The 25273-nt window shown below is 29.6% G+C and carries 23 protein-coding genes, 1 tRNA gene and 2 pseudogenes; 11 read left to right on the top strand and 15 right to left on the bottom strand.

Annotation, left to right across the window (positions count from 1 at the left end):
* Window positions 1-44: 44 nt before the first annotated feature.
* The 6 genes from NL275_RS01480 (at window position 45) to NL275_RS01455 (ending at window position 4294) form a co-directional block, all read left to right on the top strand.
* Window positions 45-1574: a lysine--tRNA ligase gene (locus tag NL275_RS01480; protein WP_253299761.1), complete on the top strand. Its 1530-nt coding sequence runs from the start codon at window positions 45-47 to the stop codon at window positions 1572-1574.
* Between the two features lie 119 nt (window positions 1575-1693).
* Complete coding sequence (locus tag NL275_RS01475) at window positions 1694-2011, top strand: hypothetical protein (RefSeq protein ID WP_253299760.1); 318 nt, start codon at window positions 1694-1696, stop codon at window positions 2009-2011.
* 124 nt (window positions 2012-2135) lie between these two features.
* Window positions 2136-2696, top strand: coding sequence for a phage head-tail connector protein (locus NL275_RS01470; RefSeq protein ID WP_253299759.1), 561 nt, complete (start codon window positions 2136-2138; stop codon window positions 2694-2696).
* Between the two features lie 241 nt (window positions 2697-2937).
* Window positions 2938-3105, top strand: a complete 168-nt coding sequence (locus NL275_RS01465; RefSeq protein ID WP_253299758.1) for a hypothetical protein — start codon at window positions 2938-2940, stop codon at window positions 3103-3105.
* Window positions 3098-3481: a phage tail protein gene (locus tag NL275_RS01460; RefSeq protein ID WP_253299757.1), complete on the top strand. Its 384-nt coding sequence runs from the start codon at window positions 3098-3100 to the stop codon at window positions 3479-3481. The genes NL275_RS01465 and NL275_RS01460 overlap by 8 nt, the downstream gene beginning before the upstream one ends.
* A 60-nt stretch (window positions 3482-3541) precedes the next feature.
* Window positions 3542-4294, top strand: coding sequence for a hypothetical protein (locus NL275_RS01455; protein WP_253299756.1), 753 nt, complete (start codon window positions 3542-3544; stop codon window positions 4292-4294).
* A 75-nt stretch (window positions 4295-4369) separates the two neighbouring features.
* On the opposite strand, the gene NL275_RS01450 is transcribed toward NL275_RS01455, so the two are convergent.
* Complete coding sequence (locus tag NL275_RS01450) at window positions 4370-5128, bottom strand: hypothetical protein (protein WP_253299755.1); 759 nt, start codon at window positions 5126-5128, stop codon at window positions 4370-4372.
* 304 nt (window positions 5129-5432) lie between these two features.
* On the opposite strand from NL275_RS01450, the gene NL275_RS01445 reads away from it, so the two are divergent.
* From NL275_RS01445 to NL275_RS01435, 3 genes are all read left to right on the top strand, one after another.
* Complete coding sequence (locus tag NL275_RS01445) at window positions 5433-6194, top strand: DsbA family protein (protein ID WP_253299754.1); 762 nt, start codon at window positions 5433-5435, stop codon at window positions 6192-6194.
* A 104-nt stretch (window positions 6195-6298) separates the two neighbouring features.
* A complete protein-coding gene (locus tag NL275_RS01440) occupies window positions 6299-6895 on the top strand; it encodes a DUF2460 domain-containing protein (RefSeq protein WP_253299753.1) in 597 nt (198 codons plus the stop codon).
* Window positions 6896-7045: 150 nt separating this feature from the next.
* Window positions 7046-8092: a hypothetical protein gene (locus NL275_RS01435; protein ID WP_253300214.1), complete on the top strand. Its 1047-nt coding sequence runs from the start codon at window positions 7046-7048 to the stop codon at window positions 8090-8092.
* A 70-nt stretch (window positions 8093-8162) separates the two neighbouring features.
* Here NL275_RS01435 and iscX read toward each other — a convergent pair whose 3' ends face one another.
* From iscX to rpsD, 3 genes are all read right to left on the bottom strand, one after another.
* Window positions 8163-8357, bottom strand: a complete 195-nt coding sequence (gene iscX, locus NL275_RS01430) for a Fe-S cluster assembly protein IscX (protein WP_253300213.1) — start codon at window positions 8355-8357, stop codon at window positions 8163-8165.
* Between the two features lie 13 nt (window positions 8358-8370).
* Window positions 8371-8456 (bottom strand) — tRNA-Leu (locus NL275_RS01425).
* An 8-nt stretch (window positions 8457-8464) separates the two neighbouring features.
* On the bottom strand, window positions 8465-9079 hold the full coding sequence (gene rpsD / locus NL275_RS01420) for a 30S ribosomal protein S4 (RefSeq protein WP_253300212.1): 615 nt from the start codon (window positions 9077-9079) through the stop codon (window positions 8465-8467).
* A 118-nt stretch (window positions 9080-9197) separates the two neighbouring features.
* On the opposite strand from rpsD, the gene tkt reads away from it, so the two are divergent.
* Window positions 9198-11171: a transketolase gene (gene tkt / locus NL275_RS01415; RefSeq protein ID WP_253300211.1), complete on the top strand. Its 1974-nt coding sequence runs from the start codon at window positions 9198-9200 to the stop codon at window positions 11169-11171.
* 233 nt (window positions 11172-11404) lie between these two features.
* Here the strand turns inward: tkt and NL275_RS01410 are convergent, their stop codons facing one another.
* The 9 genes and pseudogenes from NL275_RS01410 to NL275_RS01370 form a co-directional block, all read right to left on the bottom strand.
* Window positions 11405-11821, bottom strand: a complete 417-nt coding sequence (locus NL275_RS01410; protein ID WP_253300210.1) for a hypothetical protein — start codon at window positions 11819-11821, stop codon at window positions 11405-11407.
* A 252-nt stretch (window positions 11822-12073) separates the two neighbouring features.
* Entirely contained in the window at window positions 12074-12508 is a 435-nt protein-coding gene (locus NL275_RS01405) for a hypothetical protein (RefSeq protein ID WP_253300209.1), read from the bottom strand.
* 456 nt (window positions 12509-12964) lie between these two features.
* On the bottom strand, window positions 12965-13609 hold the full coding sequence (fsa, locus tag NL275_RS01400) for a fructose-6-phosphate aldolase (RefSeq protein ID WP_253300224.1): 645 nt from the start codon (window positions 13607-13609) through the stop codon (window positions 12965-12967).
* Window positions 13610-13774: 165 nt separating this feature from the next.
* Window positions 13775-14380: a hypothetical protein gene (locus tag NL275_RS01395; RefSeq protein WP_253300208.1), complete on the bottom strand. Its 606-nt coding sequence runs from the start codon at window positions 14378-14380 to the stop codon at window positions 13775-13777.
* A 290-nt stretch (window positions 14381-14670) separates the two neighbouring features.
* Window positions 14671-15300 carry a guanylate kinase gene (gmk, locus tag NL275_RS01390; protein ID WP_253300207.1) on the bottom strand — a complete coding sequence of 210 codons (630 nt, stop codon included), beginning with the start codon at window positions 15298-15300 and terminating at the stop codon, window positions 14671-14673.
* Window positions 15301-15330: 30 nt separating this feature from the next.
* On the bottom strand, window positions 15331-17148 hold the full coding sequence (locus NL275_RS01385; RefSeq protein WP_253300206.1) for a pentapeptide repeat-containing protein: 1818 nt from the start codon (window positions 17146-17148) through the stop codon (window positions 15331-15333).
* The gene (locus NL275_RS01380; RefSeq protein ID WP_253300205.1) at window positions 17135-19030 is read right to left on the bottom strand and encodes an ankyrin repeat domain-containing protein; all 1896 of its coding nucleotides are present in this window, start codon (window positions 19028-19030) and stop codon (window positions 17135-17137) included. The genes NL275_RS01385 and NL275_RS01380 overlap by 14 nt, the downstream gene beginning before the upstream one ends.
* A gap of 105 nt (window positions 19031-19135) precedes the next feature.
* Window positions 19136-20068 (bottom strand): glutathione synthase, encoded by a 933-nt coding sequence (gene gshB / locus NL275_RS01375; protein ID WP_253300204.1) that lies wholly within the window; start codon window positions 20066-20068, stop codon window positions 19136-19138.
* Window positions 20069-20947: 879 nt separating this feature from the next.
* A pseudogene (locus NL275_RS01370) lies at window positions 20948-21900 on the bottom strand (alpha/beta hydrolase family protein); the annotation flags it as partial.
* 60 nt (window positions 21901-21960) lie between these two features.
* Between NL275_RS01370 and terL the strand changes: the two are divergent.
* Window positions 21961-23331, top strand: coding sequence for a phage terminase large subunit (gene terL / locus NL275_RS01365; protein WP_253300202.1), 1371 nt, complete (start codon window positions 21961-21963; stop codon window positions 23329-23331).
* 293 nt (window positions 23332-23624) lie between these two features.
* Here terL and NL275_RS02695 read toward each other — a convergent pair.
* Window positions 23625-23774 (bottom strand): annotated as a pseudogene (locus NL275_RS02695) (proline dehydrogenase family protein); the annotation flags it as partial.
* 113 nt (window positions 23775-23887) lie between these two features.
* On the bottom strand, window positions 23888-25273 hold a 1386-nt coding region (locus NL275_RS01360; RefSeq protein WP_253300201.1), incomplete at its 5' end, for a hypothetical protein.

The following is a 25273-nucleotide window of genomic DNA, read 5'->3' as shown; positions in this document are numbered from 1 at the left end:
GCATTTTCAGTAACATATGCTAATTAACAATTTAGTTGTCTGTAATGAGTTGGCCCTTTCAAGAAGCAGAAAAAATATTAAAAGCATTTTCGCATAAAAAAGAAATAATATTTGAGACTGGATATGGTCCATCAGGGTTACCTCACATTGGTACTTTTGGGGAAGTTTTGCGTACCACCATTGTAGTAAATGCATTGAAGAAAATAGCTCCTAATATAAAAACCAAAATTATTGCAGTTTCAGATGATATGGATGGTTTGCGAAAAATACCAGATAACGTACCAAATCAAGAAATGTTAAGGCAACATTTGAACAAACCACTAACCATGATACCTGATCCTTTTGGTGTTTATGAAAGTTATGGTCACCATATGAATTCAAGATTGTGTAAATTTCTAGATTTATTTGAATTTGAGTATGAATTCAAAAGCGCTACGGAATGCTATAGATCTGGCTTATACAATGAAAAACTTCTGCTGCTGCTAAAAAACTACGATAAAGTTATGAATGTAATGCTTCCTTCATTTAGAGAAGAAAGACAACAAACCTACAGTCCTTTTTTGCCTATATGTCTAGAAACTTCTCAAGTTTTACAAGTCCCACTTACTGAAATAAATACAGAAAAAGGAACTATAACATACAAAGATACAAATGGAGACAAGGTCACAATTCCAGTTACAGATGGAAGATGTAAATTACAGTGGAAACCAGATTGGGGAATGAGATGGGCTGCATTCGGTGTTAATTATGAAGCTCACGGAAAAGACTTAACTCCATCTGCTTTGCTTTCAAGTCAAATCTGTAAAATACTTGGAGAAAAACCACCCATTCTATTTTGTTACGAGTTTTTCCTTGATAAAGATGGTAAAAAAATATCAAAATCAAAAGGAAATGGTATCTCAATCGAAGAATGGTTAGCTTATGCACCAACAGAAAGCTTAGCTCTTTATATTTTTCAAAATCCCCAAAAAGCTAAACGTTTATATTTTGATGTAATACCAAAATCAACTGATGAATATTTAGAATTTGTAAAACAATACCATAGTAATAAAGAAGAAGACATAAATAATCCTGCATGGCATATTCACCAAGGCAATGTTCCTAAAATAGAAACTTCAGGTATAAATTTCTCTCTTCTTCTCAATCTTGCAGCAGCTTGTAACGCTGAAAACAAGGAAATTCTTTGGGGATTTATTTCTACTTACACTAAAGATGTAACATCAGAAAATAATACAATGCTTAACAAGCTTTCAGATTTTGCAGTAAGATATTATCATGATTTTATTAAACCCAACAAATCATATAAAACTCCAAATGCAAAAGAAATAGATTCTCTCTTCGATTTAAAACAAGCCTTACACTCACTAACCGATACCGTGACAGCTGAAGAAATTCAAACTCAGGTGTTTTCTGTTGGAAAAAAATATGGTTATGTCAATTTGCGTGATTGGTTTCAACTATTATATGAAACATTACTTGGTCAAAAAACAGGACCTAGAATGGGATCTTTCATTAAACTTTACGGTATAAATAATACTATATCTCTTATAGAAAAGGCAATTTTTGTAAAGTAACGAAACTACTTGTTCAATAACAACATAAGTACAGTGATATTTATTAAAAATAGTTATTTTTTACTTCGGTAGTTTTTGCATTGCTATTACAATTACAAAGAAAGTCAATTTTAATAGATATGAAAAAAAATTTCAAAAATAGTGAAAAAACGCTAGAAGAATTTTATAATAAAGTTGAAAATATAGCTTCTACAACTCAAGATAAGTTTATAAATGAAATTGAAGATTTAACATATGAAGGTATGAAAAAATTTCGTAATTTACTCGCTAGAGAGTTAGATTCTATCTTTAAAAATATTAATTCCAGAAGCGCCAATCTACTAAATCATAGCTTGCATGAGTATGCTGCAAATTCACATTTCATCACTAAAAAAGAAGAATTAGAATTATTTCAGTCTATTCTTCATATGATAAAACATACAATAAAAAATCTATAATATTAAAAAAGTCATCATTTTCAAATACTTGCACTAGTATAAGCACTGTCATACTAATTTGTACTTAATATTAAATTAAGCAATGTTATTACTTATAGAAATAATATAAAAAAAGGGGGCTATAATGTTAGAAAGGTTTATCGTACCAGTAAATCCTACTATTGTATTCGTAGAATTGAAATCCACACCTAAATTACTTCCCATAACTTTGAAAGAGGTAAAATCTTTTTTACGTATTGAGAATACTCAAGATGATGAGATAATTTTATACTTGATAGCTATGGCTACAGATTATGCTAAGTGGTATATGGAAAAATCTCTAGTTAAACAAAAATGGCAAGCTTCATGTGAAGGCTATATACCGCGTAGAATCTACTTAAACTATGGTCCTATTAGGGAAATAATCTCAGTAGCTACAACAGTATTTCACAATAAAGAAGAAAGAAAGCTTGAGTATTACTTTAGCAATGTGGGAAATTATATCGAGTTCTATAATTGTTTAAATGTACAAAAAGTAGATGTTATATATGAGGCTGGATACGATAATGTTCCAAATCAGATTAAGTTAGGAATTATACAGCATGTTACTGCTCTTTATAAAAACCGTGAATTGGAAGTAGGTAGTCACTTATCCGAGATAAAAAAAGTATACTCACCATTCCGTGATTTGAAAGTTTTATTGTAATTTTTACAGAGGACAATCTATGAAAAAAATTCAAGATATGCATAACAAAATTTTTTATATGATAAGGAAAAATATTGATCTGAAAAAGTATGTTACTAATGTCTACAATTACTCACCCAAACAAGTCACAATTCCTTACTTAAAGGTGAATATCAAAAATTACAAAATCCTACATATGCTTTCTAATTTTGCTATCAAAGCTAAATTTTCATGTGATATATATACCTATCATAGAGATAGTATGTTTAATATTATAAAACATATTCATTTGATACTTAATGAAGCTGAATACTCTGATAATAAAAATGAATTCGTTGTAGAAAATGATTGCATAATGAATCAATTCGATGAAGTGCTACATTCAACCATTAATTTTGATATTTTAATTAAGGAGACAGATAATGAGTAAGTTACAGCTAAAGATCAAAAATGATCATAATGAATATGTTATATTAAATAATATAAAGAACTTAAGGTTTATTTTACGCAACAATAGGGAAGAAACAAAAGACATCTCTTCTTTCGGATGGAGGGGAATATTAGACTGTGCTGGAAGTAGATATATAACAATAAAAATAAACGGTATTTTAGATTGTATGCTAGCAGATAAATTGCTGCATAATTCAGCCATGCTAAATTCTATTAACAACTATGAAATAGATTATGGTACAAAAATTAATTTACAGTGTGCAATTGAATTATATGAAAGGTATTACGATCCTACTACTTTTGACAGTTTTACTATAATTTTAACCAGCACTGGAACCGTAAATTCATTTCATTAATGCTAATTTAATCTTTCCTTATATAATGGTAATGATAAAAATCTTAAATTTATAAAAATCATGAATACAGAAGACCCACTCAAGAAAAATGATAACGATGATAGTGCCAGAGAAAAATACTTAGTAAAAAACGATGATCAAAAAGAACAGTGCCAAGAGGAAGTAACGCCTTGTACAGAAGAAGAATATATAAAAAATTACCTGAAGAATTTTGAGGATCTTTTAAACAAGATAGACGAAGAAATTGATGAACTGGATAGTTATGGAAGAACTATGGAGATAAAACGCAGTATAGATAGGCTAATAGAAACTTTATATAGCCAAGCAGCATCTGAGGATATTGATATTGAGCTTGAAACTACAAAACATACTAGCGATAAATTAAACTCTATAAAAAGAATTAAAGAAAAGAGAAAAAATCGTACAACTGAAGAGATATTAAGCAACATTTTTGCTCAACAACAAAAAGATATGGGTAATGTTAAACGTGCAACAGCAGATGTACACGAAGCTAAAGAAGAAATTAAATCTTCAATTAAGTCAGTACTATTTTCAGTAATTGCTCATAGAATGGATCCTAAAAAAAGAGCTGGAGAAACTGCCGATAGTAATGAAAAACAAGCTCATATATATGGCAGAGAAGCCAAGGGTGGAATTTTAGGAGCGTTATTAAAAACATTTTTAACCGCAGTTAGTGCTGCTATACATGAAATTGTAAAGCCACTTAAGCACACTGATAAGCAAGAAGCATCTTTTGCAAAGCAAGTTGAAGAAAGTAGAAATATGGATTCAAAAAAAGGTCGGCATATGTAATAAACCTATAAGTTTACCAAGCCACATAAGCTGCTAAATATAGCAGCTTATTAAACTTACTTAACCTTTCGTTCCTTATTTTTGTACTTGCGGTACAACTCCTTGAGTTTTTGTTTCTGCAAATGTTGTAATAGGAGCTTCACCTTTTGAAACATCAGGTTTACCCTCTTGGTTTTCTGCAAGTTCTTGAGTTTTTGTTTCTGTAACTGTTATGCCAGAAGCTTCGTTTTTTGAAGCATCAGTTGTACCTTGTGGATTTGGGGTTATAATTTCACTAGATTTACATTCTTTTTGTTTTGTAAATAATTCATGCAAAGTCATTTTTTCGCCTTTGCCAATTTTAAATGTAAAAAATTGATTTTTTGTCAAATCTTCAAGCATTAATTCATCACTTGGATTAGTAAAAGTTACCTTGCCTTCATCACTAACATTAACAGTCAGATTATAATCTTTACCATCCACACTCCAATTGCACTGAATACTACGAGGACCTGTGATAATTTCATAAAACCTACTTCCATCCTCATTCCTTGAGACACGTAAAAGTCTCCTTAGACTTGGTGTTTCCACTATTGTTAAAGCTGTCACTTTAATTCCCTGACAAGCACAAGTGACACTTAAAAATGAATCATCAAATTTTATGTTCCCTTTGTTATTCTTTAGACCTACCAAAACAGTAAATTCTCCTGTTTTTTTTCTTTCTCTAACTCTTATAGTTTCTATATCATCACTATTTACACATTTATAAATAATCTCTCTTCTAAGAGAATCAATAAACCTATTTATTTCCTCATCTTCTTCATCCAAAAAACATGACGTATTCTGATTTTCCAAAGATGTTTCCTCTGAATTATTTAATGCTTGCCGATAAGTAATTTTTTTATTATAATCCCTCTTTATTAGATTACCAGCCTGAGAACCTTGAGTACTTTACCTTGAGTACTTTGTTCCTTGGATTCCGAAAGTAAAGTTTTAGATGTAGCATCAGTCATAAAAAATCTATTTACAATATTAGTTAAACTATAGTAAGCAATAAAAATTAAAGTTCAATATTTTTTTTTAATGACAGCTAGAATTTATTTTAGGTTGATTGGAACAGAAAATTAATCTAGAATTATAACGTTTATTAAGTAATTTTATGATTAAAATATCATTTTTTTTGACTTTTATAATATTTATAGCAAGTTTACCTTTTATAGGCGATTTTCTTGCAAACCTAAAACAGCCAAAAAATATAGCTTTGAGCGATGATTATATAGGTCAAAAATTAGACGATTACATTAACAATAACATTGAAAAAATCATAAAAAATATTCAAGACAAGAGTAAATATGCTGCTCAAGATAAATTGATAAAAAATAAAATTTTACAATATAAAGATGAAATATTTGATACAAGCTATCCTTCTACAGGCAATATAGATAGTAAAGTTATAGCCGTCGGTTTCTTTGATTATTCGTGTGGATATTGTAAAGTAATAAAGGATGATATAAAACAACTCATTAACGACGGTAAAATTAATTACATATTCAGGGATTCTCCGATACTCGGTAATAACTCTCTAAAAATGGCGAAAAGTGCACTAGCTGTTTATTTTATTAAAAAAGAAAAATACTTTGACTTTAACTACGCGGCTTTAAGTCATACAGGAGAATTTTCAGATAATGATATTTTAAATATACTACAAAATATAGGCATTGAAGAAAGTGAATTCAATAATTCAATGCAAAATAATATGAACAAAATTGAACACATGATAAACAGCAGTAAGGCCTTAGTTAGGGATTTAGGTATTGGTGGTACACCTTTTTTAATAATTGGTGATAGCATCTTTGTAGGAGCAACTGACTTAAGTATTTTACGTGAAAAAGTGAATCAATTAATGAATAGCAACTCATAGTCTATTTACTATAAATATCATTCACAAGCCTAATAGAAAAAATTTTTATTACCTCAATCAACTATAATAGCAAAAAATTTTATTCCATTTTATAAGGAGATTATATGTCATTTACAGAAGTAAGGTTTCCAGAAAACATATCCTACGGTTCTACAGGAGGACCTGAATTCTCTACTGAGATTGTAAAAACTCACAATGGATATGAACAACGGAACATTAATTGGTCTAATGCACGTGCTAGATATAATATATCTTATGGAGTAAAATCCAACGAACAATTATTAGAATTAATAACATTTTTTCGTGCTCGAAAGGGCAGAGCTATAGGATTTCGTTTAAAAGATTGGTTGGATTTTACAACTATTGATCAAGAAATAGGAACAGGTAATGGAAAGCAAACAACTTTTCAGTTAATAAAAATTTACGTAAACAGTCAGGATAAATATATACGTACAATCAAAAAACCAGTATACGACACTGTCAAGATTTACTTGAATAGTAAAGAATATAGCGAATATTCAGTAGATTATTCTAATGGAAAGATAATGTTTATGAACCCACCGAAAAAAGATACAATAATTACTGCAAATTTTGAATTTGACGTACCTGTCCGTTTTGATACAGATTATTTAAGCACTTCTATTGATAACTATGGAAGTAATAGTTGTAATAATATTTCTCTAGTGGAGATAAAATTATAACTTCTTTCAGTACTATACAATTAAAATTATCTTCTATATTAATTTTCTATTAATACGCGATCTTCTACCTTAGATGGAAATTTATTTAATTAAACACCAAATAATATAAATCTTATAATTTAATCATGTTATTTAATTAATGGTAAAATTATGAAAATTATTGATACAATTAATAAGATTATTGATACAATTAATAAGATTATTATAAAAAAGAAAACAATTAATCAAGGTATTAAAACACCTATTGCTTCTACAGAGGATGATCTTAAGCCAAATTTTATATCAAAAGCTTTTATTATACCACTAGTAAAAATGAGTAATAGAGTGTTTAGAAAAAAGGATGTAGTAAATTTTGCTCAACCTAGTCCAGTGCAACGTACTTCACCATTCGGTGATAATCACCAAAAAGGCATCGAGGAACTAACACAACAACAAAATGATAATATTATTAATTCTGATGAACCATCAAAACTTAATTGGTTTCAAAGGTCGTGGATAAGACTTAAGAGCGTGTTTATTACAAATAAAGATAAAAAGCAAGATAATAGTGAAAATTTGAGTTCAACCTCTTCAAATCATATTTATGACAAAGATGAACACTTAAAACCCTCCATATCCGAACAAAAAGTTAACGAAAATTTGAATACTGAACACTCAAAAGAAGTAATTTCAATGGATGGGGATGGGGATCAAGATACACATTTTACATTAGATCCTTTACCAACTGAAGAAGATAATTTTAGCATATCAACAACAACATCATCACAAGAGAAAAAATCTGGAATTTTTAATACAGTAGTAAATATGCTCACAGGCATTAAGAACTTTTTTGTTGATTCTATGGGATTTGCTCAAGATAAGTTTAATAACGCTCAGGATGTCACTTATAAAGATGTAAATGAACGCATCGTTAACAGTCAAAAACCAGCAAATGCGGAAGCATGCTCAAACGGATTATCATCACAAACCAGCATACAATCCTATACTACTAGTGAGTATGAAACAGAAAGAGTGCGTGATAGTGACTTTGACAATGATACACAATCAACAACTAGTTTTACAGGAAGATTTAATGGTGAATCAAGCAAGCAAGTAGATAGTCCAAGTAGTTCTTTGAAAAAAGACCTAACACTGGACAATCACAAAACACAGAACCCAGAAACACAAGGTGAATCTATCACAACCTACAAAAGCTAAAAACACAAGGTGAATCTATATCTGTATAAAAACTAATAACAAGCCATCATTTATGGTGGCTTCGTTTCTTTTACGATTTTTCCTCTATCCAGGCTGCTTGTATAGCTTCAAGGATTCTTTCATTGCAACGATTTTCATCATCGTCAAAATCTTCCAAGCTTAGAACTTTTTTTTTGAGATCAGTAAATCTAATATTTATTATATCTTGATTAGGAAAATTCCTTTCTAAGTCTTCTACTATATCTTCTATATCAATCCATTTCATAACAATATAAAACTGGTGCCCACAGAGGGACTTGAACCCTCAAGGCCGTGAGGCCCACGGATTTTAAGTCCGTTATGTCTACCATTCCATCACATGGGCTTTTTTAATTATCGAGAATAAAATTCCACTACTAAGTTAACTTCCATATCTACTGAATACGGAACCTCAGAATATTGTGGCACTCTTAAATACTTAACTGAACGTTCTTCACTATTAACTTCCAAATAATCTGGCAATTTACGTTCTTGTTTCTTTATAGCTTCTTCAATTATAGGAATTTTTGAAACCCTTTCTCTTATTTTTACCACATCACCTGAACGAAGTCTATAACTTGATATATTAACAATCTTATCGTTAACCATGACATGCTTATGTGATATAAGTTGTTTTGCTGAATAAATCGTTGGTACTAATCCAGAGTGATATAAAACAGAACTTAACCTTGATTCAAGTAATCCAATAAAATTATCAGCTGTATAACCTTTTCTATTGTAAGCATCCATAAACGTACGTCTTAATTGCTTACTTGAAATTGCATAATAAAACTTGAATTTTTTCTGTGCAGCAAATTGTTTACCAAAGTCAGATAATCTTTTAAACCCAAGCATACCATGCTGACCTGGGGGATATTTTCTTTTATTTACTGGATCTTTAGCTCTGCCCCATAAATTTATTCCAAGCCTACGGCTGACCCTATATTTTCTACTGATAATGGTCGTCATATAAAAAATCTCATAACTTAACTTCAAATTATTAAGTACTTTAACAATATATGTCAACTTGTTTTTACTAAAGTAATCTCTTATACTAAAGCTTTAAAATCTAAAAATTCTGAAAATAATGAACAATCTATACCACTCTATGGCAAATGCTATAAGGTTTTTATCAATTGATGCAGTACAAAACGCTAATTCAGGACACCCAGGTATGCCTCTTGGAATGGCAGATGTTGCAACTGTTTTATTTGCAAATTTTTTGAATCACAACCCTTCAGATTCAAAGTGGTTTAATAGGGATCGTTTTGTTTTATCTAACGGTCACGGATCTATTTTATTGTACTCAATTTTATATCTAACAGGTTATATTAGCATTGATGAATTAAAAAATTTTAGACAGTTGAAATCCAAAACTCCGGGTCACCCAGAGTACGAAATTACTGCTGGAGTGGAAGCTACTACTGGTCCATTGGGTCAAGGTCTTGCTTGTGCTGTTGGTATGGCACTTGCCGAAGCAATACTTAGAACATATTTCACCAAAGATCTGGTTGATCATTATACATATGTAATGCTAGGTGACGGATGTCTTATGGAAGGAATAAGCCATGAAGCATCATCTTTTGCCGGACATCTAAAACTAAACAAGCTCATAGCTCTTTTTGATGACAATAATATTTCCATAGATGGTAACACTAACCTTTCATGTTCTGATGATATCGAAAAACGTTTTTTGGCATACGGGTGGAATGTACAAAAAATTGACGGACACGATTTCGATGCTATCTTTCTTGCAATGGAGCAAGCACAAAAATCTGACAAACCGTCTCTGATCTGCTGCAAGACTACAATAGGGAAATTTTCAAGTCGTGCTGGAACTTCTGCTGCACATAGTGGAGCTTTTACAGAAGAAGATATAAAAACAATTAGAGAAAATTTAAATTGGAATTATAAACCTTTTTATATTCCAGAGGATATAAAGAAAGAATGGGAAAAAACTATTGAGAGAGCGAAAAAACACTATAATACAACTCAGGATTTATTAAAAAACAATGCAGAGTTACAAAGAAGAATTGCTAAATGTTTGCCAGATGGATTGGAAAATACCTTAAATCACTTAAAGAAACAAATTCATGAACTGGCACCAAATGAAGCTACTCGCGCTTCTTTTGGCAGATTAATGGAGCTCTTAACAAAACTTATGCCTGAGCTTATTGGTGGTTCTGCAGATCTTACTAGCTCAAATTGTACAAAGTACAAACACATGCAAGTAATAAGTAGCAATAGCTATAATGGTTCATATGTCCATTATGGAATACGAGAGCACGCTATGGCATCATGCATGAATGGAATGGCTTTACACGGAGGAATATTACCATATGGTGGAACCTTCTTGGTTTTTTCTGATTATTGTCGTCCGTCTATACGTTTATCTGCTTTAATGAAGCAGCAGGTTATTTACGTTATGACTCATGACTCTATCGGCGTTGGTGAGGATGGCCCAACCCATCAGCCAGTAGAACATTTATCTTCTCTACGTGCTATACCCAATTTATATGTCTTTAGGCCAGCAGACGCGCTAGAAACTTTAGAATGTATCAGCATTGCATTAGAAAAAAAAGAATCTCCAGCACTTTTTGCACTTTCTAGACAAGATGTTAACTACGTTCGTAAATTTTATCCTAATGTTAACCAGAATACCAATCTGTCAAAATTTGGTGCATATATCCTATGTGAATATTCTGGTGAGTTGAATGTTACAATATTTGCAACAGGATCAGAGGTTAATATTGCAATTGAATCACAAAAAAAATTACAAAAAATAGGAATAGGAGCAAGGATTATTTCTATGCCTTGCTGGAGAATTTTTGATGAGCAAAATGATGAATATAAAGAATCAATATTAAATAATAGTAGTATAAAAATTGCCGTTGAAGCAGGATGTAATATGGGCTGGCACAAATATATAGGCTCAAAAGGATTGTTTATTGGTATAAATGATTTTGGAGAATCAGCACCTTATAAAACATTGTATGAACACTTTAACATTAATTCTGATTATTTAGTAAAACTTGTATGTGAAAAATTACAAAATCTTTAAATAATCATAACTAATTTTACTTGTGTTATGAAATGGCTTGATGTAGCAGAAAAATTAAAAAAAGTTCCCTAATCAAGATTTTACGATTGATTGAGTTAAAAAACATACTTATAAATTTGAAAAGTTTTGATGATAGTGAAAATCATTACAATACCTGAAGAAATACAAGCAGTTTATATAGAGAGCAGATTAAAAACCACTATGATATTTTTTCTTGTACACCTGTATAATGCTTAGAGGTCAGTGTGGAACCCAGAATCATCAATAGTAGTTACGCCTAAAAGATGACTTTTATTTGGAGCAAAAGTAGTGTCTCTTAGTTCGCTACTAGGTGTAGTGCTTTCTTTTTCATATTCGGTTTCATTTTTAGTATAGAATACAAAACTTTCTTTCAATTTATTTGAACGCTTGGAATTTGTATCTGCTACTTTCTGGTTATTAGTGATAAATTCATTTATATGCTTATCATTTTTTTTAAAAAAACTATATACCCTATTAACTAATTTAGGTTTTTTATTTTGTGATAATGAATGTAAAGATAAGCTTGAAGCATTTTTTTTACTTGTAATATCTTCTTTAGGTTGCAAATGTAGTAAATCAGAATATTTATCACATTGTGATTCTTTTTTATTATTATTGATAGAATTCATGATTTTATTTTTAAATAAGCGTAATATATTTGCATAACAGATAACACACTATTTTAATAAAAAAATTATCTGCTAATAAACATTATGCATAAATAATTCTACATTTTTCACATATATTTGTCGTGGTTCTTCGTGCAAGCTTTAAAAAGCAGAAAAAGATTGTAAAACAAGCCATCATAAAATGATGGCTTTTGTATAGATTTAGTTTATTACAGATCGGTTTCACAAACTCCACGACTATTGATCGTAGTTTTATATGACTTTCCCACTAAACATATTAGTTTCTTTTTTGTTTTTAACTTCAACATTGTGTAGATTGTTTTGTGGTGGTAACTCTCCATGATCAATTTTTGTTATCTTAGTAAGCTCTACACTATGCACTGTAATCTTCCGATTACTATCATTATTAAGCTTATATTGACCGGATATATTACCAGTAGCAAATAAAGATTCAAAACTAAAAATACTAGAGAAAAATTTAAAACAATCAACAACTGAATCTCTAGTAGATTTCAATATATTCACCACTCCATTAAAAATTCCAGATTTTTTCTCTTGTAATAATGGGGATGTTGATGCGTTATGATCATCATTATTAATAACATTATCATCTTCTATACTAGATTTTTTGATATCCTGGTTTATGCCTTGTGTAATGTTTTTTTCAGTATTATCAAAAGATTCCATAATTTTTATCATTAATTAAATAACATAATTAAATTATAAGATTTATATTATTTGGTGCGTAATTAAATAAATTTCTATTTAAAATAGAAAATCTTGTATTAACAGAAAATAAATATTTAATATAGCGAATAGATGGATTTTGTATTGTATATGCATAGTCATTATTCACATGAGCTTTAAAAATCAAACAAGCTCCTCAATGGAATTCAAAAATAATAAAATATTGAAAGAACTTCTCTAATTCTTATTTAGACAATAAAAAATAGACATAAAAAGATAAATGCAAAGTAGTAAAAACCAGCAACACAGTACTAGTTTTTTAAGAATCGTTTTCGTTATAAATATTTAACATCATAGTAAATGCCAAAATCATATAAACACTAAAGAGTAAGCAAAATCTACCATCTTAAAATTTTTTATTTTTTATCTTTTCTACTCGAAAAAGAAATCTAAAATTTATATTTTATGATTCCAGTCCTTTTCAAATGTTGCAAGCCCAGAATCTGTCAGTGGGTGGTTTATTAATTGCCTTAATATTTTTCCTGGTAAAGTAACTACATCAGCCCCAAGCTTTGCAGCTTCGATTACATGTGTTGGACTTCTTACGGATGCGACAAGAACCTTAGTATCAAACATGTAGTTAGAATATATTTCACATATATCCTTTATTAAGTATAAACCATTGTAACTTATATCATCAAGACGACCAACAAAGGGAGAAATAAACGCAGCACCAGCCTTAGCAGCAAGCAGTGCCTGTCCAGGAGAAAAACATAATGTCACATTAACATTTATGTTATGTTCTTTCGACAATTTTTTACAAGAAATTAGTCCTTCATATGTTAGAGGTAACTTTATTACAATATTTTCAGCAATTTTTGCTAAATTTATAGACTGTTTTATTATGTCTTCGTAGTGGTCAGCAACAACTTCAACACTTACAGGTCCATTCACAATAGAACATATTTCACTTACTAAGTCTTGGTATTTATCTTTATAGCCAGATTTTGCAATTAATGAAGGATTAGTAGTTACACCATCAATGAGTTCTTTGAGTTCTTGAATTTCATTTAAATCAGCACTATCAAGAAAAATTTCCATATTTATTATTGCGGACACTATATTTGAACATAGAATCTGTAGCAATAATAGTCAAGACGTTTGTAATATGTATTTCTTTAATTGCTTAATATAACTAAAAGATTTGTTACAAAACTTCTTAAATACAGTCATTCTTTATAAAAGTATTTTCAACAACAATACTGGCTATATGATTTTTTTTGCAAAAACTTCATAATAGTAATCATTCCCTTTGAGTTTAGATGAATATTCTTTCACTTCTTGTATCTTTATAACCTCGTAATTTTGCAAAAGATCCAGAATTTCTTGTTTAGTATGAAAAATCATATTTTTTCTTTTTTTCTCAGAAAAAAGATTCCACTGAGGATCAAAAAAATTCCCAATAAAATAACCACCTATTTTTATTTTATTGTTGATTTGATTCCATCTAGTGTGAAACGTTTCACGATCATAGAGTGGTAATATAAAACTTGCCATCACTATGTCTAATTTTGGAAGTTTATTAAAATCCCAATCACTAAAAATTTTTATTTTATTATCTTTATATTTTTCACGATCAGGGATAAATAAATCGTAATAAACTAATTGACTATCAAAAGCAATTAAATCATAACCTTTTTGTAGTGGCAATATCATATCTTTTTCTGCAATGTCTGCTGCTATTACAAGAGCAATTTGATTTTTAGATGCTTCTGGAATTTCATGAAAAAGTTCTTGAATAAATGTTCGCCTAGAGCTTTTGAGTTTACCTTCTAGATATATAACCAAAGGATTGGTATGTTTATCTATCATAGCATGAATAGTAGTCCATAATGGAACGGTAATTATTAATACTACGAATAAAAATATTGACCATTTTATAATTTTCTTACAATTCATAGCACCACTTTTTCTTCAAATTTATGATATATAATATTCTTTTTGTATTGTATTTACTACTAAGAATGTTTATCTTTAAACAATTAGTTAGAAAAACATAACTATATTTTAAACATTATAAACCTTGCTTTAAAAAATCAAGAAAAAACTTATTTTAGCTAACTATAGAATATCATTTACTTAATATAGCTTTTATAAAGTAGTTACATTGATGAATTTATCTTATCTATAAACTCCTTCAGGTTGATTTTTCTTTGAACCTTAAGTTTTTCTGCTTCTAATATACAACTTACATCTTTTACACTTTTATCGATATCATCATTAATTATCACATAATCGTATTGATTACATTTATTCATTTCATCTTGAGCCATGGTTAATCTATGCTCTATAGTACTACTATTATCACTATTACGCTTGTTTAAGCGTAACTGTAGCTCCTTCATCGAGGGTGGCAGTATAAAAATACTAACAACCTTTTTCTCAATGATTTTAGATAAGTGAAATGCTCCTTGCCAATCTATACTCAATAAAATACTAATTCCATTTTCAAGATTTTGATTTATAAAATACTTTGGTATACCATAAAAATTATTAAAAACCTTAGCATATTCAAGCATAGAATTCGCCTCACATAATTCATGAAATTTTTCTTCAGTAACAAAAAAATAATCTTTTCCATCTATTTCCCCAGTACGAGGCTTACGTGTAGTCATAGAAATAGATCTAACTAAGTCACTTGATCGTGCAAGTAACTTTTCCGATATAGTAGTTTTTCCAGCTCCAGAGGGTGACGATAAAATCAGTAATATACCTTCACTTTTCACATACATTTTTAATTAGCACAACAAATACATTACTATTTAATCAATTATCGATGTATTAGACAACCTAGTATTTTTTGATACAGCACTTTTAAAATTTGATTTAAAAAAGCTAGCATAGTCTAAATTAGAGCCAGATAAATCGGTATTCACTAAAGAAGAATTTTTAAAAATCGAATAACTTAAATCAGTATTTTGAAAATTTGCCTTGTCTAAGTTAACATTTTCAAATTTTGTTCTATTTAATATTGAGTTAGAAAAATCAGAATTGCTTAAATCCATGTCATGAAAATTGAAGTGAGAGTAATTTACATTAAATTTTTCTCCTTGAGATATTCTCTCTTGTAAATCTTGAACTGAGGTTATTGCTGTATCAAAATCTATGAATTTTTCTTGTCCTTCATTTTCAATTAGGATTGAGTTATTGAATTTACAGTCTGTCACTTGAGTATCAAGAATTGAAGATTTGTATATACTTGACGAAAGAAAATGTACATCATTTATGATAGAATTATCAAATTTACTAAGAAAAAAGCTAGTTTTTTTGAATTTATTATTATATAAAAAAGATGATTTAAAATCATTTTTGATAAAATTAGAATTCACAATGTTTAAGTTAGACCAAACCGAATTATTAGCTATTACATTAAAAAATGTTAAATTTTCTATTTGGCTAGAACCAATATTGTAATCAGAAAGTATACTATCATGTATCTGAGAGTCTTTAATTGTAACTTTATGCATTAAAGATGAAGAAAGATTTGTACCTTCTATGCTTGTAAAAATAAAAAGTGCATGGTCAAAAAACGAGTTGCTCATATCAGAGTTGATTAATTTAGTGTTGTAAAACTTTCCTTTGCGAATGTCAGCATTAGAAAGATTCACACCATTTAACTCGCTAAAACTAAGATCTGTATTGAATAAATCCGTATCTTGTAAAACAACTTCAGAAATATAAGAATGTTGTACATAGGCACTCGTTAACTTAGATTCAGAAAAATTCGAATAATCACTATTCACATAAGACATTTGTGCATTACTGAGATCTACTCTGTTAAAGTTACTGTTAGTGATTGTTGAAGAATCAAGGTAAGAATTAGATAGGTTACTACCTGTAAAATCTGATTCTTTAATCTCTGCAGAGTACATGTTTGTACCTTTTAACGAAGAAGCTTGTATTCTTAAATTACATGCGTTAAGACCAAAAAAATTTGTATAATCAAGATTACTTTTCTGTATCACAGTATCGATGATTTCACTATCACTAAAATTTGAATAACTAATATTTGAATTTAGTAATTTAGATAAATAGATTTTTGTGTTTGATAAGTCAGTATGCAAGCTTACTGTATTATACATTTTTACTCTTTTTAGATATGATTTGATAAATTCGGCGTAACTGATATTAGATTTATCAAATGTAACATCAGTTAAACTAGCAGAAAAAAAATTTGCAAAACTCAAATTTGTACTTTCTATATTAGTGTCATATAAATTTGCGTTGGAAAAATTAGCTCCACGTAAATCTGCATCCACAAAAGACACTCCTGCTAAATCAGTATTAGAAAAATTTGCACCTATTAAACTTACCCCTTTAAAAATAGAGCCTTTCAAATACAATTGACTAAAATCAGCTCCATTTAAATTATGACCAAAATGTTTACTAAAATCTTCAGCAATATCTTGTTTGTGGCACTCTTCAATAAATTTAGTAAAATCTTTTTTACTAAAAGAAACATAGTTTATCTCTTGCAGAATGTTAAGAAAATCACCAACTGGGTCTTTACTGCCACTTACTTCATTCCCTAAGCATGAGTAACAAGTAAGAATTAATATAAGAAGTTTAATCAGCCGCATCGTACTTTGACTTATTACGGTCTTTTGTTTTTATTGCCCAATTATACATAATTGAGTCTTTTTCATTATCTATAGTTTTATGTTCTATAAGACGTGGTATCATCTCAGTAATAGCATTTATTATATCTATTTGTTTTCCTTCTATAGCTACATCCATTGCAGATTGAAAATTATAATTAACTGCTCTGGAGTCGCTATTTTGTAATAAAAGAAAACGTACTATATCAATATTGCCACACTTTGAGGCATAAATTAGAGGAGTATCTCCAAGTTTATTTCTCCATTTTAATGCCTCTTCAATGCTCAATCCAATTTTTTCTAGCTTACTTAACACCCCTCTTAAACAAGATAAATTGTTCTTTTTTATGCAATAAAATAACTGCTTGCTATAATCATTAATAAATACAGTAGTTGGAAGGTGTTCATTAAGACTATCGTATTGCCTCTTATATATTAATCTGCTTGGCGTGCTTTTATGAATCCATTCTATTATTGGTTTTTTACTTGTTAAATTCTGTTGTTTTTTCTTTTCGTCTTTACTCTCATCTTCATCTCTTTTTACTATATATTTTTCCTGTCTTTGCTTCTTAAATTTACTTTCCGTAATCTCTTCCTTTTTTTCTCCAGCCTGATTTGTTATTTCAACATTCTCTTTATTGCCTAAGAGATCATTTTTATTTATTCCTTTAGATTTAGAGTCTGTCTGCAAACTATATTTTCTATCATTTTTCATATTATCAAAAGAAAAATCGCCTTCTACCAAATTTTTATTATCTTGCATACTTTCAGTAACCTCTGTTGAAAATTGGTTTTTATTAGAATGGGAAAATATTCCATTATTGTTTTTATTCAAGATACTCAAATCAGATATCTTATCTTCTGAATGCCCTTCGAATTTTTTTGTAGCTTTATTATTTTGATTTGAAGTTTCCTCAATCGTAGAAACTTTATGCTCCTCATCATAAGTACCATTTGTTCTTTTATCTTCTTCATTCAAAGCTTTTAACTTATCTTCTATTGGCCCATTATACTCTTCAGGTGCTTTGTTAATTTCATCATCTTGATTTATAACTTTTTCAACCTTAATATTACTATGCACTTCCTCATTTATTCTGTTATCTTCTTCATCTAAGGCTTTTAAAGCTGGTAACTTACCTTCTGTTGGCCCATTATACTCTTCAGGTGCTTTGTTAATTTCATCATCTTGATTTATAACTTTTTCAACCTTAATATTACTATGCATTTCCTCATTTATTCTGTTATCTTCTTGATTCAAGGCTTTTAAATTATCTTCTATTTTCCTATTATATTCTTCAGGTGCTTTGTTAATTTCATCATCTTGATTTATAATTTTTTCAACCTTAATATTACTATGCACTTCCTCATTTATTCTGTTATCTTCTTCATCTAAGGCTTTTAAAGCTGGTAACTTACCTTCTGTTGGCCCATTATACTCTTCAGGTGCTTTGTTAATTTCATCATCTTGATTTATAACTTTTTCAACCTTAATATTACTATGCGTTTTCTCACCTGTTATTTCATCGTTTGTAAAAAAATGATGTTTTTCATCATAAGTACCATCTGTGCTTTTATCTTCTTCATCCAAAGCTTTTAAAGCTGGCCATTTATCAAGTATAAAATCGTAAGTAGACATATAATCTGCTTCCTTATCTTCTTCAACGTTCTGTACTTGATTATCTACAGTACTATTTTTTATTTGCTCGGGTGAATTTTGTTCTGGTCCTTGTTTTGATTCTATGGTATCAACTTGACTCTGTAATTCGTTAATATTATTTTCTTTTTTCGGCGCTCTTTCACTTTCCTCAATTGCAAATATACTGAATGCAGTAATTAATAATAGGAAGTATAAAATATTTCTCATAACTACTCCAAGAGTATCAGATAATTAACCTATAGTAAAATACCTTATGATTTTAGCTATAATTTATTAAAAAATGAATACAGAGTACAGCTAAATAATGCCTGCCTAACACTTCACTTTGTTATGCTGGTACACTTTCTCCTCAAACGCACACCAAAGATTTTTTTCTAATTGTATACCGTATAATTCATTAACTTGAATTACTCCTGTTGGTGAAGTTGTATTAATTTCAAGTAGGAAATCACCTAAAATATCGATACCCACAAAGGTTAATCCCCTTTTTTTTAACTCAGGTCCGATCTTATCACATATTTCATAATCCTTCTCACTCATTTTAATAGATTCAAAACTTGCTCCAAGTCTTATATTTGTTCTTATTTCTTCATTGTTCTGTGGAACTCGTTTCATTATTCCTATTGGTTCACCATCTAATAATAATATCCTCTTATCCTTTTCTATGTTTTTAGAAAATAATTGTGCAATGATAGGGCAATTGTGCTTTGCTATCATTAATTCTGCTATTACCTGAATAATGCCTTCATTTTGTATTCTTACCACATCGTTTCCACCATAACTATATAATGGTTTTAAAATCATATCTTTGTAATTGAAAAAAAAATCTTTGATCATTGATATATTTTCCGTAATTAAAGTTGGTGGAATTAATTCTGGAAATAATAAAGTGATCAATTTTTCAGGGCAATTTCTTATTTCTGTTGGGTTATTAATAACTAATGCGTTAGTTTTTTCTAAGATATAGGTTGTTGTAATGTAACGCATATCAAAAGGTGGATTCTGTCTGACAAATATAATATCTACTTCATTCAAATTAACTTCTATACTTTCTTTAAATTTAAATCCACTATCATTAATAATGACTCTTTGAGCTAAAGCAATTGGTTTATTTAATTTCAATGCTAAGTTAACTGGAGTATATATAAGAACTTCATGATTTCTATTATTTGCCTCTTTGATCAACAAAAATGTAGTATCTGTTTTAAAGTTTATATTCTCATCCATCTGAAAAGCTATTCTCATTTTATACACCTTAAACTTATCAATAATTTGCTTGAATCTTACCTTCTTAATCTACATTATAGCAATGGCTATTTGAAATTTTTATTAATTAATTATATAAAATCAGCAATTTCACTTTTATATTATCAGTTTTTTAGCTAATTCCACGCTCAACGTATATTTGAAACTATCATATCCTATAAAACAAAAAATAAGTTAAAGAAGGAATAGTGGATCCCAGTATCAAGTACTGGGATGACGGTAGAGATAACAGTAGAGGGCTTGTAAAGCCACTTTGTGTCATTAAAGATAACAGTAGAGGGCTGTAAAGCCACTTTGTGTCATTAAAGATAACAGTTAGAGGGCTGTAAAGCCACTTTGTGTCATTAAAGATAACAGTTAGAGGGCTGTAAAGCCACTTTGTGTCATTAGAGATAACAGTAGAGGGCTGTAAAGCCACTTTGTGTCATTAGAGATAACAGTAGAGGACTGTTAAAGCCACTTTGTGTTATTAAAGATAACAGTAGAGGGCTGTAAAGCCACTTTGTGTCATTAGAGATAACAGTAGAGGACTGTGTTAAAGCCACTTTGTGTCATTCCACAGTGCGTGACACTGGAATCTATAATAAAGGATGTAGAGTGGATCCCAGTATCAAGTACTGGGATGACGGTATGCATTAGAATGATAGAGTTTCGAAAAAGAAGTCTATTATCTTCCTGATCAAAACAGATTAGTATATAATCTATCTTACTTTAATAATAAAAATTCCTGATGTTAACTTCAGCATTATCATCAAGCCCATATTATTAAAATTATAAATAAGAGCTTTTTTTTTACTATTCTCTTAAACTTCTAGATTGTGATTTCACAGATTCAGTACTTGCAATTTCGCAGTGAGTTGAGCAAAATTCTTTGTACAACTTACTCTTCAAAAATAACTCAACATTGTTTTCACTATTTAATGAACCGTATTTAGCGAAATATGCATCAGAAGCTTGAATATGTAACGTAATTAATTCAGGAAAAGTATAACCATTTTTAGATTTTAAAACTGTTATAGATAAGAAATGAATATCTTTATCACTCCTTTGTGAGTCAATTAACTGATCATCTTTTTTTAATATAGAATTCTGCTTAAAAAATTCTGCATATTCTTCAAAGCCTTTAAATGTTCTTTTTTCTGGTAATCTTTTTTTCTGCCACTTTGTTCTATCTTTTGGATTTTTATTACTAGTTGGGCCTGTTTTTTAATTGTTTCATCACCTTCTCGATTGAAGCACATTGTGTAAGGATTAATTGAATTTAATACTTTGTGTGTTTTCCAGTGAATACCAAAAATCTTTAATATTAGTTTAAATACTGGAGCAAGCAAAGTTTTTAACTTACCTACAAACCCAAGATAGGAAAGTAAAGTTTGTTTAAATGAACTAGCTACACTATCAACTATACACCTGAGGTGTACTTTTTCATCTTTAAATTTTTTATGAACTTCCGCAGCTATGTGTCCACCCATGCAGTTTCCAAACAATATTATATCGTCTGGTTTGATTCCATCTTCGAGTAAATTAAGTACAATTGACATTCCGTAGTCAACTCTCTTGCTAAGCATTAATGATTTAGCTTTTCCCAAACCAAGCTTAGGATAATTAAAAAAATGTAACGTGATCCCTGATTCAGTAGCCCAATTCCAGTTATTTTTGATATAACCCTCCATATCCTGCAATTCCCAATTTCCACCAAGAAAACATATTAAGTGTTTTTGATTTTGTGGAACTGTATTCTGAGAAGGTATGACTATCTTTTGAATTTCCGTGGCATTTTTAATTTGAATAAATTCTTCTTTGATCTGCATATTAATATAGTAAACATATTTATATAATAAAACATTAAATTCTATAAAAAATCAATTGTTATGAACGCAATAAATTTTTTAAAATTCATTGAGCTATGCTTTCAAACAGTAGTACCAGGATATGAATACCATCATTATCAATACATAAAAGTTATAGCCAACATACTAGAAGCTGCAGGTATGAGTGAAATTCGGCGCATAATCTTCAATATGCCACCACGCTCTATGAAATCTATCTGCATAAGTGTTGCATGGCCTGCATGGATACTCGGAAATCTGCCAACTGCAAGAATAATAGTTGCTAGCTATTCTAGGTTACTCAGTGAAAAGCATTCTCTTGATACAAGATGCGTAATGCAATCTGATTGGTATCAAGAATTATTTCCGCAAGTAAAATTATCTAAAGATCAAAATACCAAATATAAATTTCAAACTGTGCAAAGAGGCTTTAGAATTGCAACATCTATTGGTGGCACATTAACTGGAGAGGGGGGTGATTTTATAATTGTAGATGATCCATTAAATCCTGTGCAAGCCTTGAGTGAAACATTTAGAAAGCGCGCTATAAACTGGTTTGACCAAACTCTAGTCACTAGGCTTAATGATCGAAAGAAAGGGGTAATTGTTCTCGTGATGCATAGATTACATCAAGAAGATCTTACAGGACACTTACTATCTAAACCAAAGAATATATGGCACCATATTTGTTTACCAATGATTGCAGAAAAAGAACAAAAAATTGCATTAGATGAAGGAAATACATATTCAAGAAAAGAAGGTCAATTGCTATATCCCTTGGATAAAGAAGAAGTTGAGACAATAAAAATAGAATTGGGAAGTTATGCTTTTGCTGCTCAATATCAACAAAATCCTATATCACTTTCAAGTGGTATAATTAGACAGGAATGGTTGAAACGTTATAAGAATCTGCCTGATAATTTATTTTATGTTACACAAAGCTGGGATACAGCAATTTCAACAAACAACAGTAGCGATTTCAGTGTTTGTACTACTTGGGCAAAAATAGATAATAAATTTTATCTCATTGATGTATATCGAGCAAAACTCGAGTACCCAAAATTGAAAGAACAGGTTTTATCTTTAGCACAAAGATGGAACCCACATGCTATTTTAATTGAAGCAAAAGCAAGTGGACAGCAACTATTACAAGAACTCAAATTAAACAGTGATTTACCTATTATTTCCATAATACCCAAGGGTGATAAACTCTCTAGATTCCACCAAATTGTGTCATTAATAGAGTCAGGTAGAATTTTCGTGCCGCAAAATGCAATATGGTTAAGTGACTTTGAATATGAAATGCTCATGTTCCCAGAAACTCATTACGATGACCAAATAGATAGTACAGTACAATACTTACAATGGGTCAGGAAAATAAATAATAATATTATGAGAATTAGAAAATTATAGAATTTTTTTAATCAATATTGTATAAATTTCAGACCAAAATTATAGAAAAGAATTTAATCAACTGACATAAGAGTAGTATTACTATCAAAAAATGTAGTATGAAGTTTTTTCCGTGAAAAAGCTTTGCAAATAACTTTAATGTTTTACTTATTAGCTCCTTTCTTGATAAAGAGTATAACAGAGTATGAAAGCATAAATCACTATTTTACCAACTGGTGCACAAATTATTGCAATCTCTAATCGCATAAATCTTTTCCCATTCCATATAATCGCTGAAACTCAAATCCAGGTTAATTTTTATCAGCAATCTCCATGATACTAGCAAAAGTCTAAGCATTGTAAGTTGTAAAACATGGATAAAAGTTATTTATTTTACTTAAAAATTTCTGTGCATATGTAAGGTAAGATACATCAGTGTAGAGTTTTCTTGTAAAAACAAGAAAGAGATACAACATCATAAAATGACGTTGTATCTCTTTTTCAATATATCTTTTCTCTATTTTCACATTTTAATTTATTTTGTAAAAATAATATAACATCAAGGCAGACTATTACTTTATGAAAAAGCAACTTCCCTGTTATTTAAAAATAAAGCAGTAATTTTAGCTTCTTGAATTTTTCCACTCATTTTAGATCGCTCTTCTTTGTTCATTTTTATCATTTTTTCAAATTTATTTATCCTGTCTTTTACTGATCCACTTTTAACAGATTCCTTTATCTGTTCCTTTGCTAATTCATCTGCACAACTGGTACTTCGAGTTGTAAATTTTACTTTTTCGAATATTGTACAGTTTTGTTTATGGTTGAATTCTTCTTCACTAACATAGCCAGTATCTTCAAGTGAATTATGTCGTCCAACTTTATCTGAGTGTTGAACAAATTCAACATATTCACCATTTTTTAGAGAAGCACCAATAACCATAGGTTTATTCAAAATTTTTCTTGCCTTGGTTTTTTCAGCATAATTTACTGTAGCATATATAGGTTCACTTTTTGATGCTTTATTCTGCGTTTTATCAAGTGAATTCCTTACTTCACCATTAGAATAATGATGATTATTAAGTTTATATTCTACTTTATCATCAATCTGTGTTTTGTAATTTTTGATACTACCATATGCACTATCAACAAAACTAATATCTGCAAATGAGTCATTAAAGTTATTTATTTCTTCATAAATCAGCTCATCACTTACAGAATATGCTTCACTATTCTGAGAAGATAAGGAATTATTTATTATTTCATATTCTTGTGTTGAATTTTGTTCCTTGATTTTTCTCGCTTTTCTTTTTGCAGCATAATTTACTGTAGCATAGATAGGTTCGCCTTTTGATGATTTATTCTGCGTTTTATCAAGTGAATTCCTTATTTTACCATAAGTCGGTTCGTTATTATATTCATTGCTCACTTCATGGCAAATTGACTCACTTTTAAGTGCATAACTTGGTTCAGCATAAATAGGCTCATTCTTAAGTACGTCACTTACTTCAGCATAAATTGGCTCATTCTTAAGTACGTCACTTACTTCAGCATAAATTGGCTCACCTTCAATACTAATTGAATCTGAAATAGAAAGTTCAAATATACTAATTTGATCTGGACTAGAAAGTTCAGAACCTTTGTTCAATAGTAATTGATATATAGGATGAGAATTTATTTCTGCTAACAAATTTTTTAATGGATTTAGAGTTCTCTTTTTAAATAGAACTATTTCTTTAATAGCATAATTAATGGAGTTCTTATTATCTTTATTTAATGAGTTAACATCAGCTCCCGAATTAATCAATAGCTCTACAGCATCATAATTCAGATTGCCTATAGCGCAAAAAAGAGCATCATCTAGATATTTTTTACTATGAGAAGATTCTTTTCTCCCAAAATAAGAAAGAACATTGTCTAACATATTTAAAAAATTTATAGTAAACTTTAAGATTTTTTTATT

The organism is Wolbachia endosymbiont of Chironomus riparius, assembly GCF_918315375.1.
This window is presented reverse-complemented; position numbering and strand designations above follow the sequence as displayed.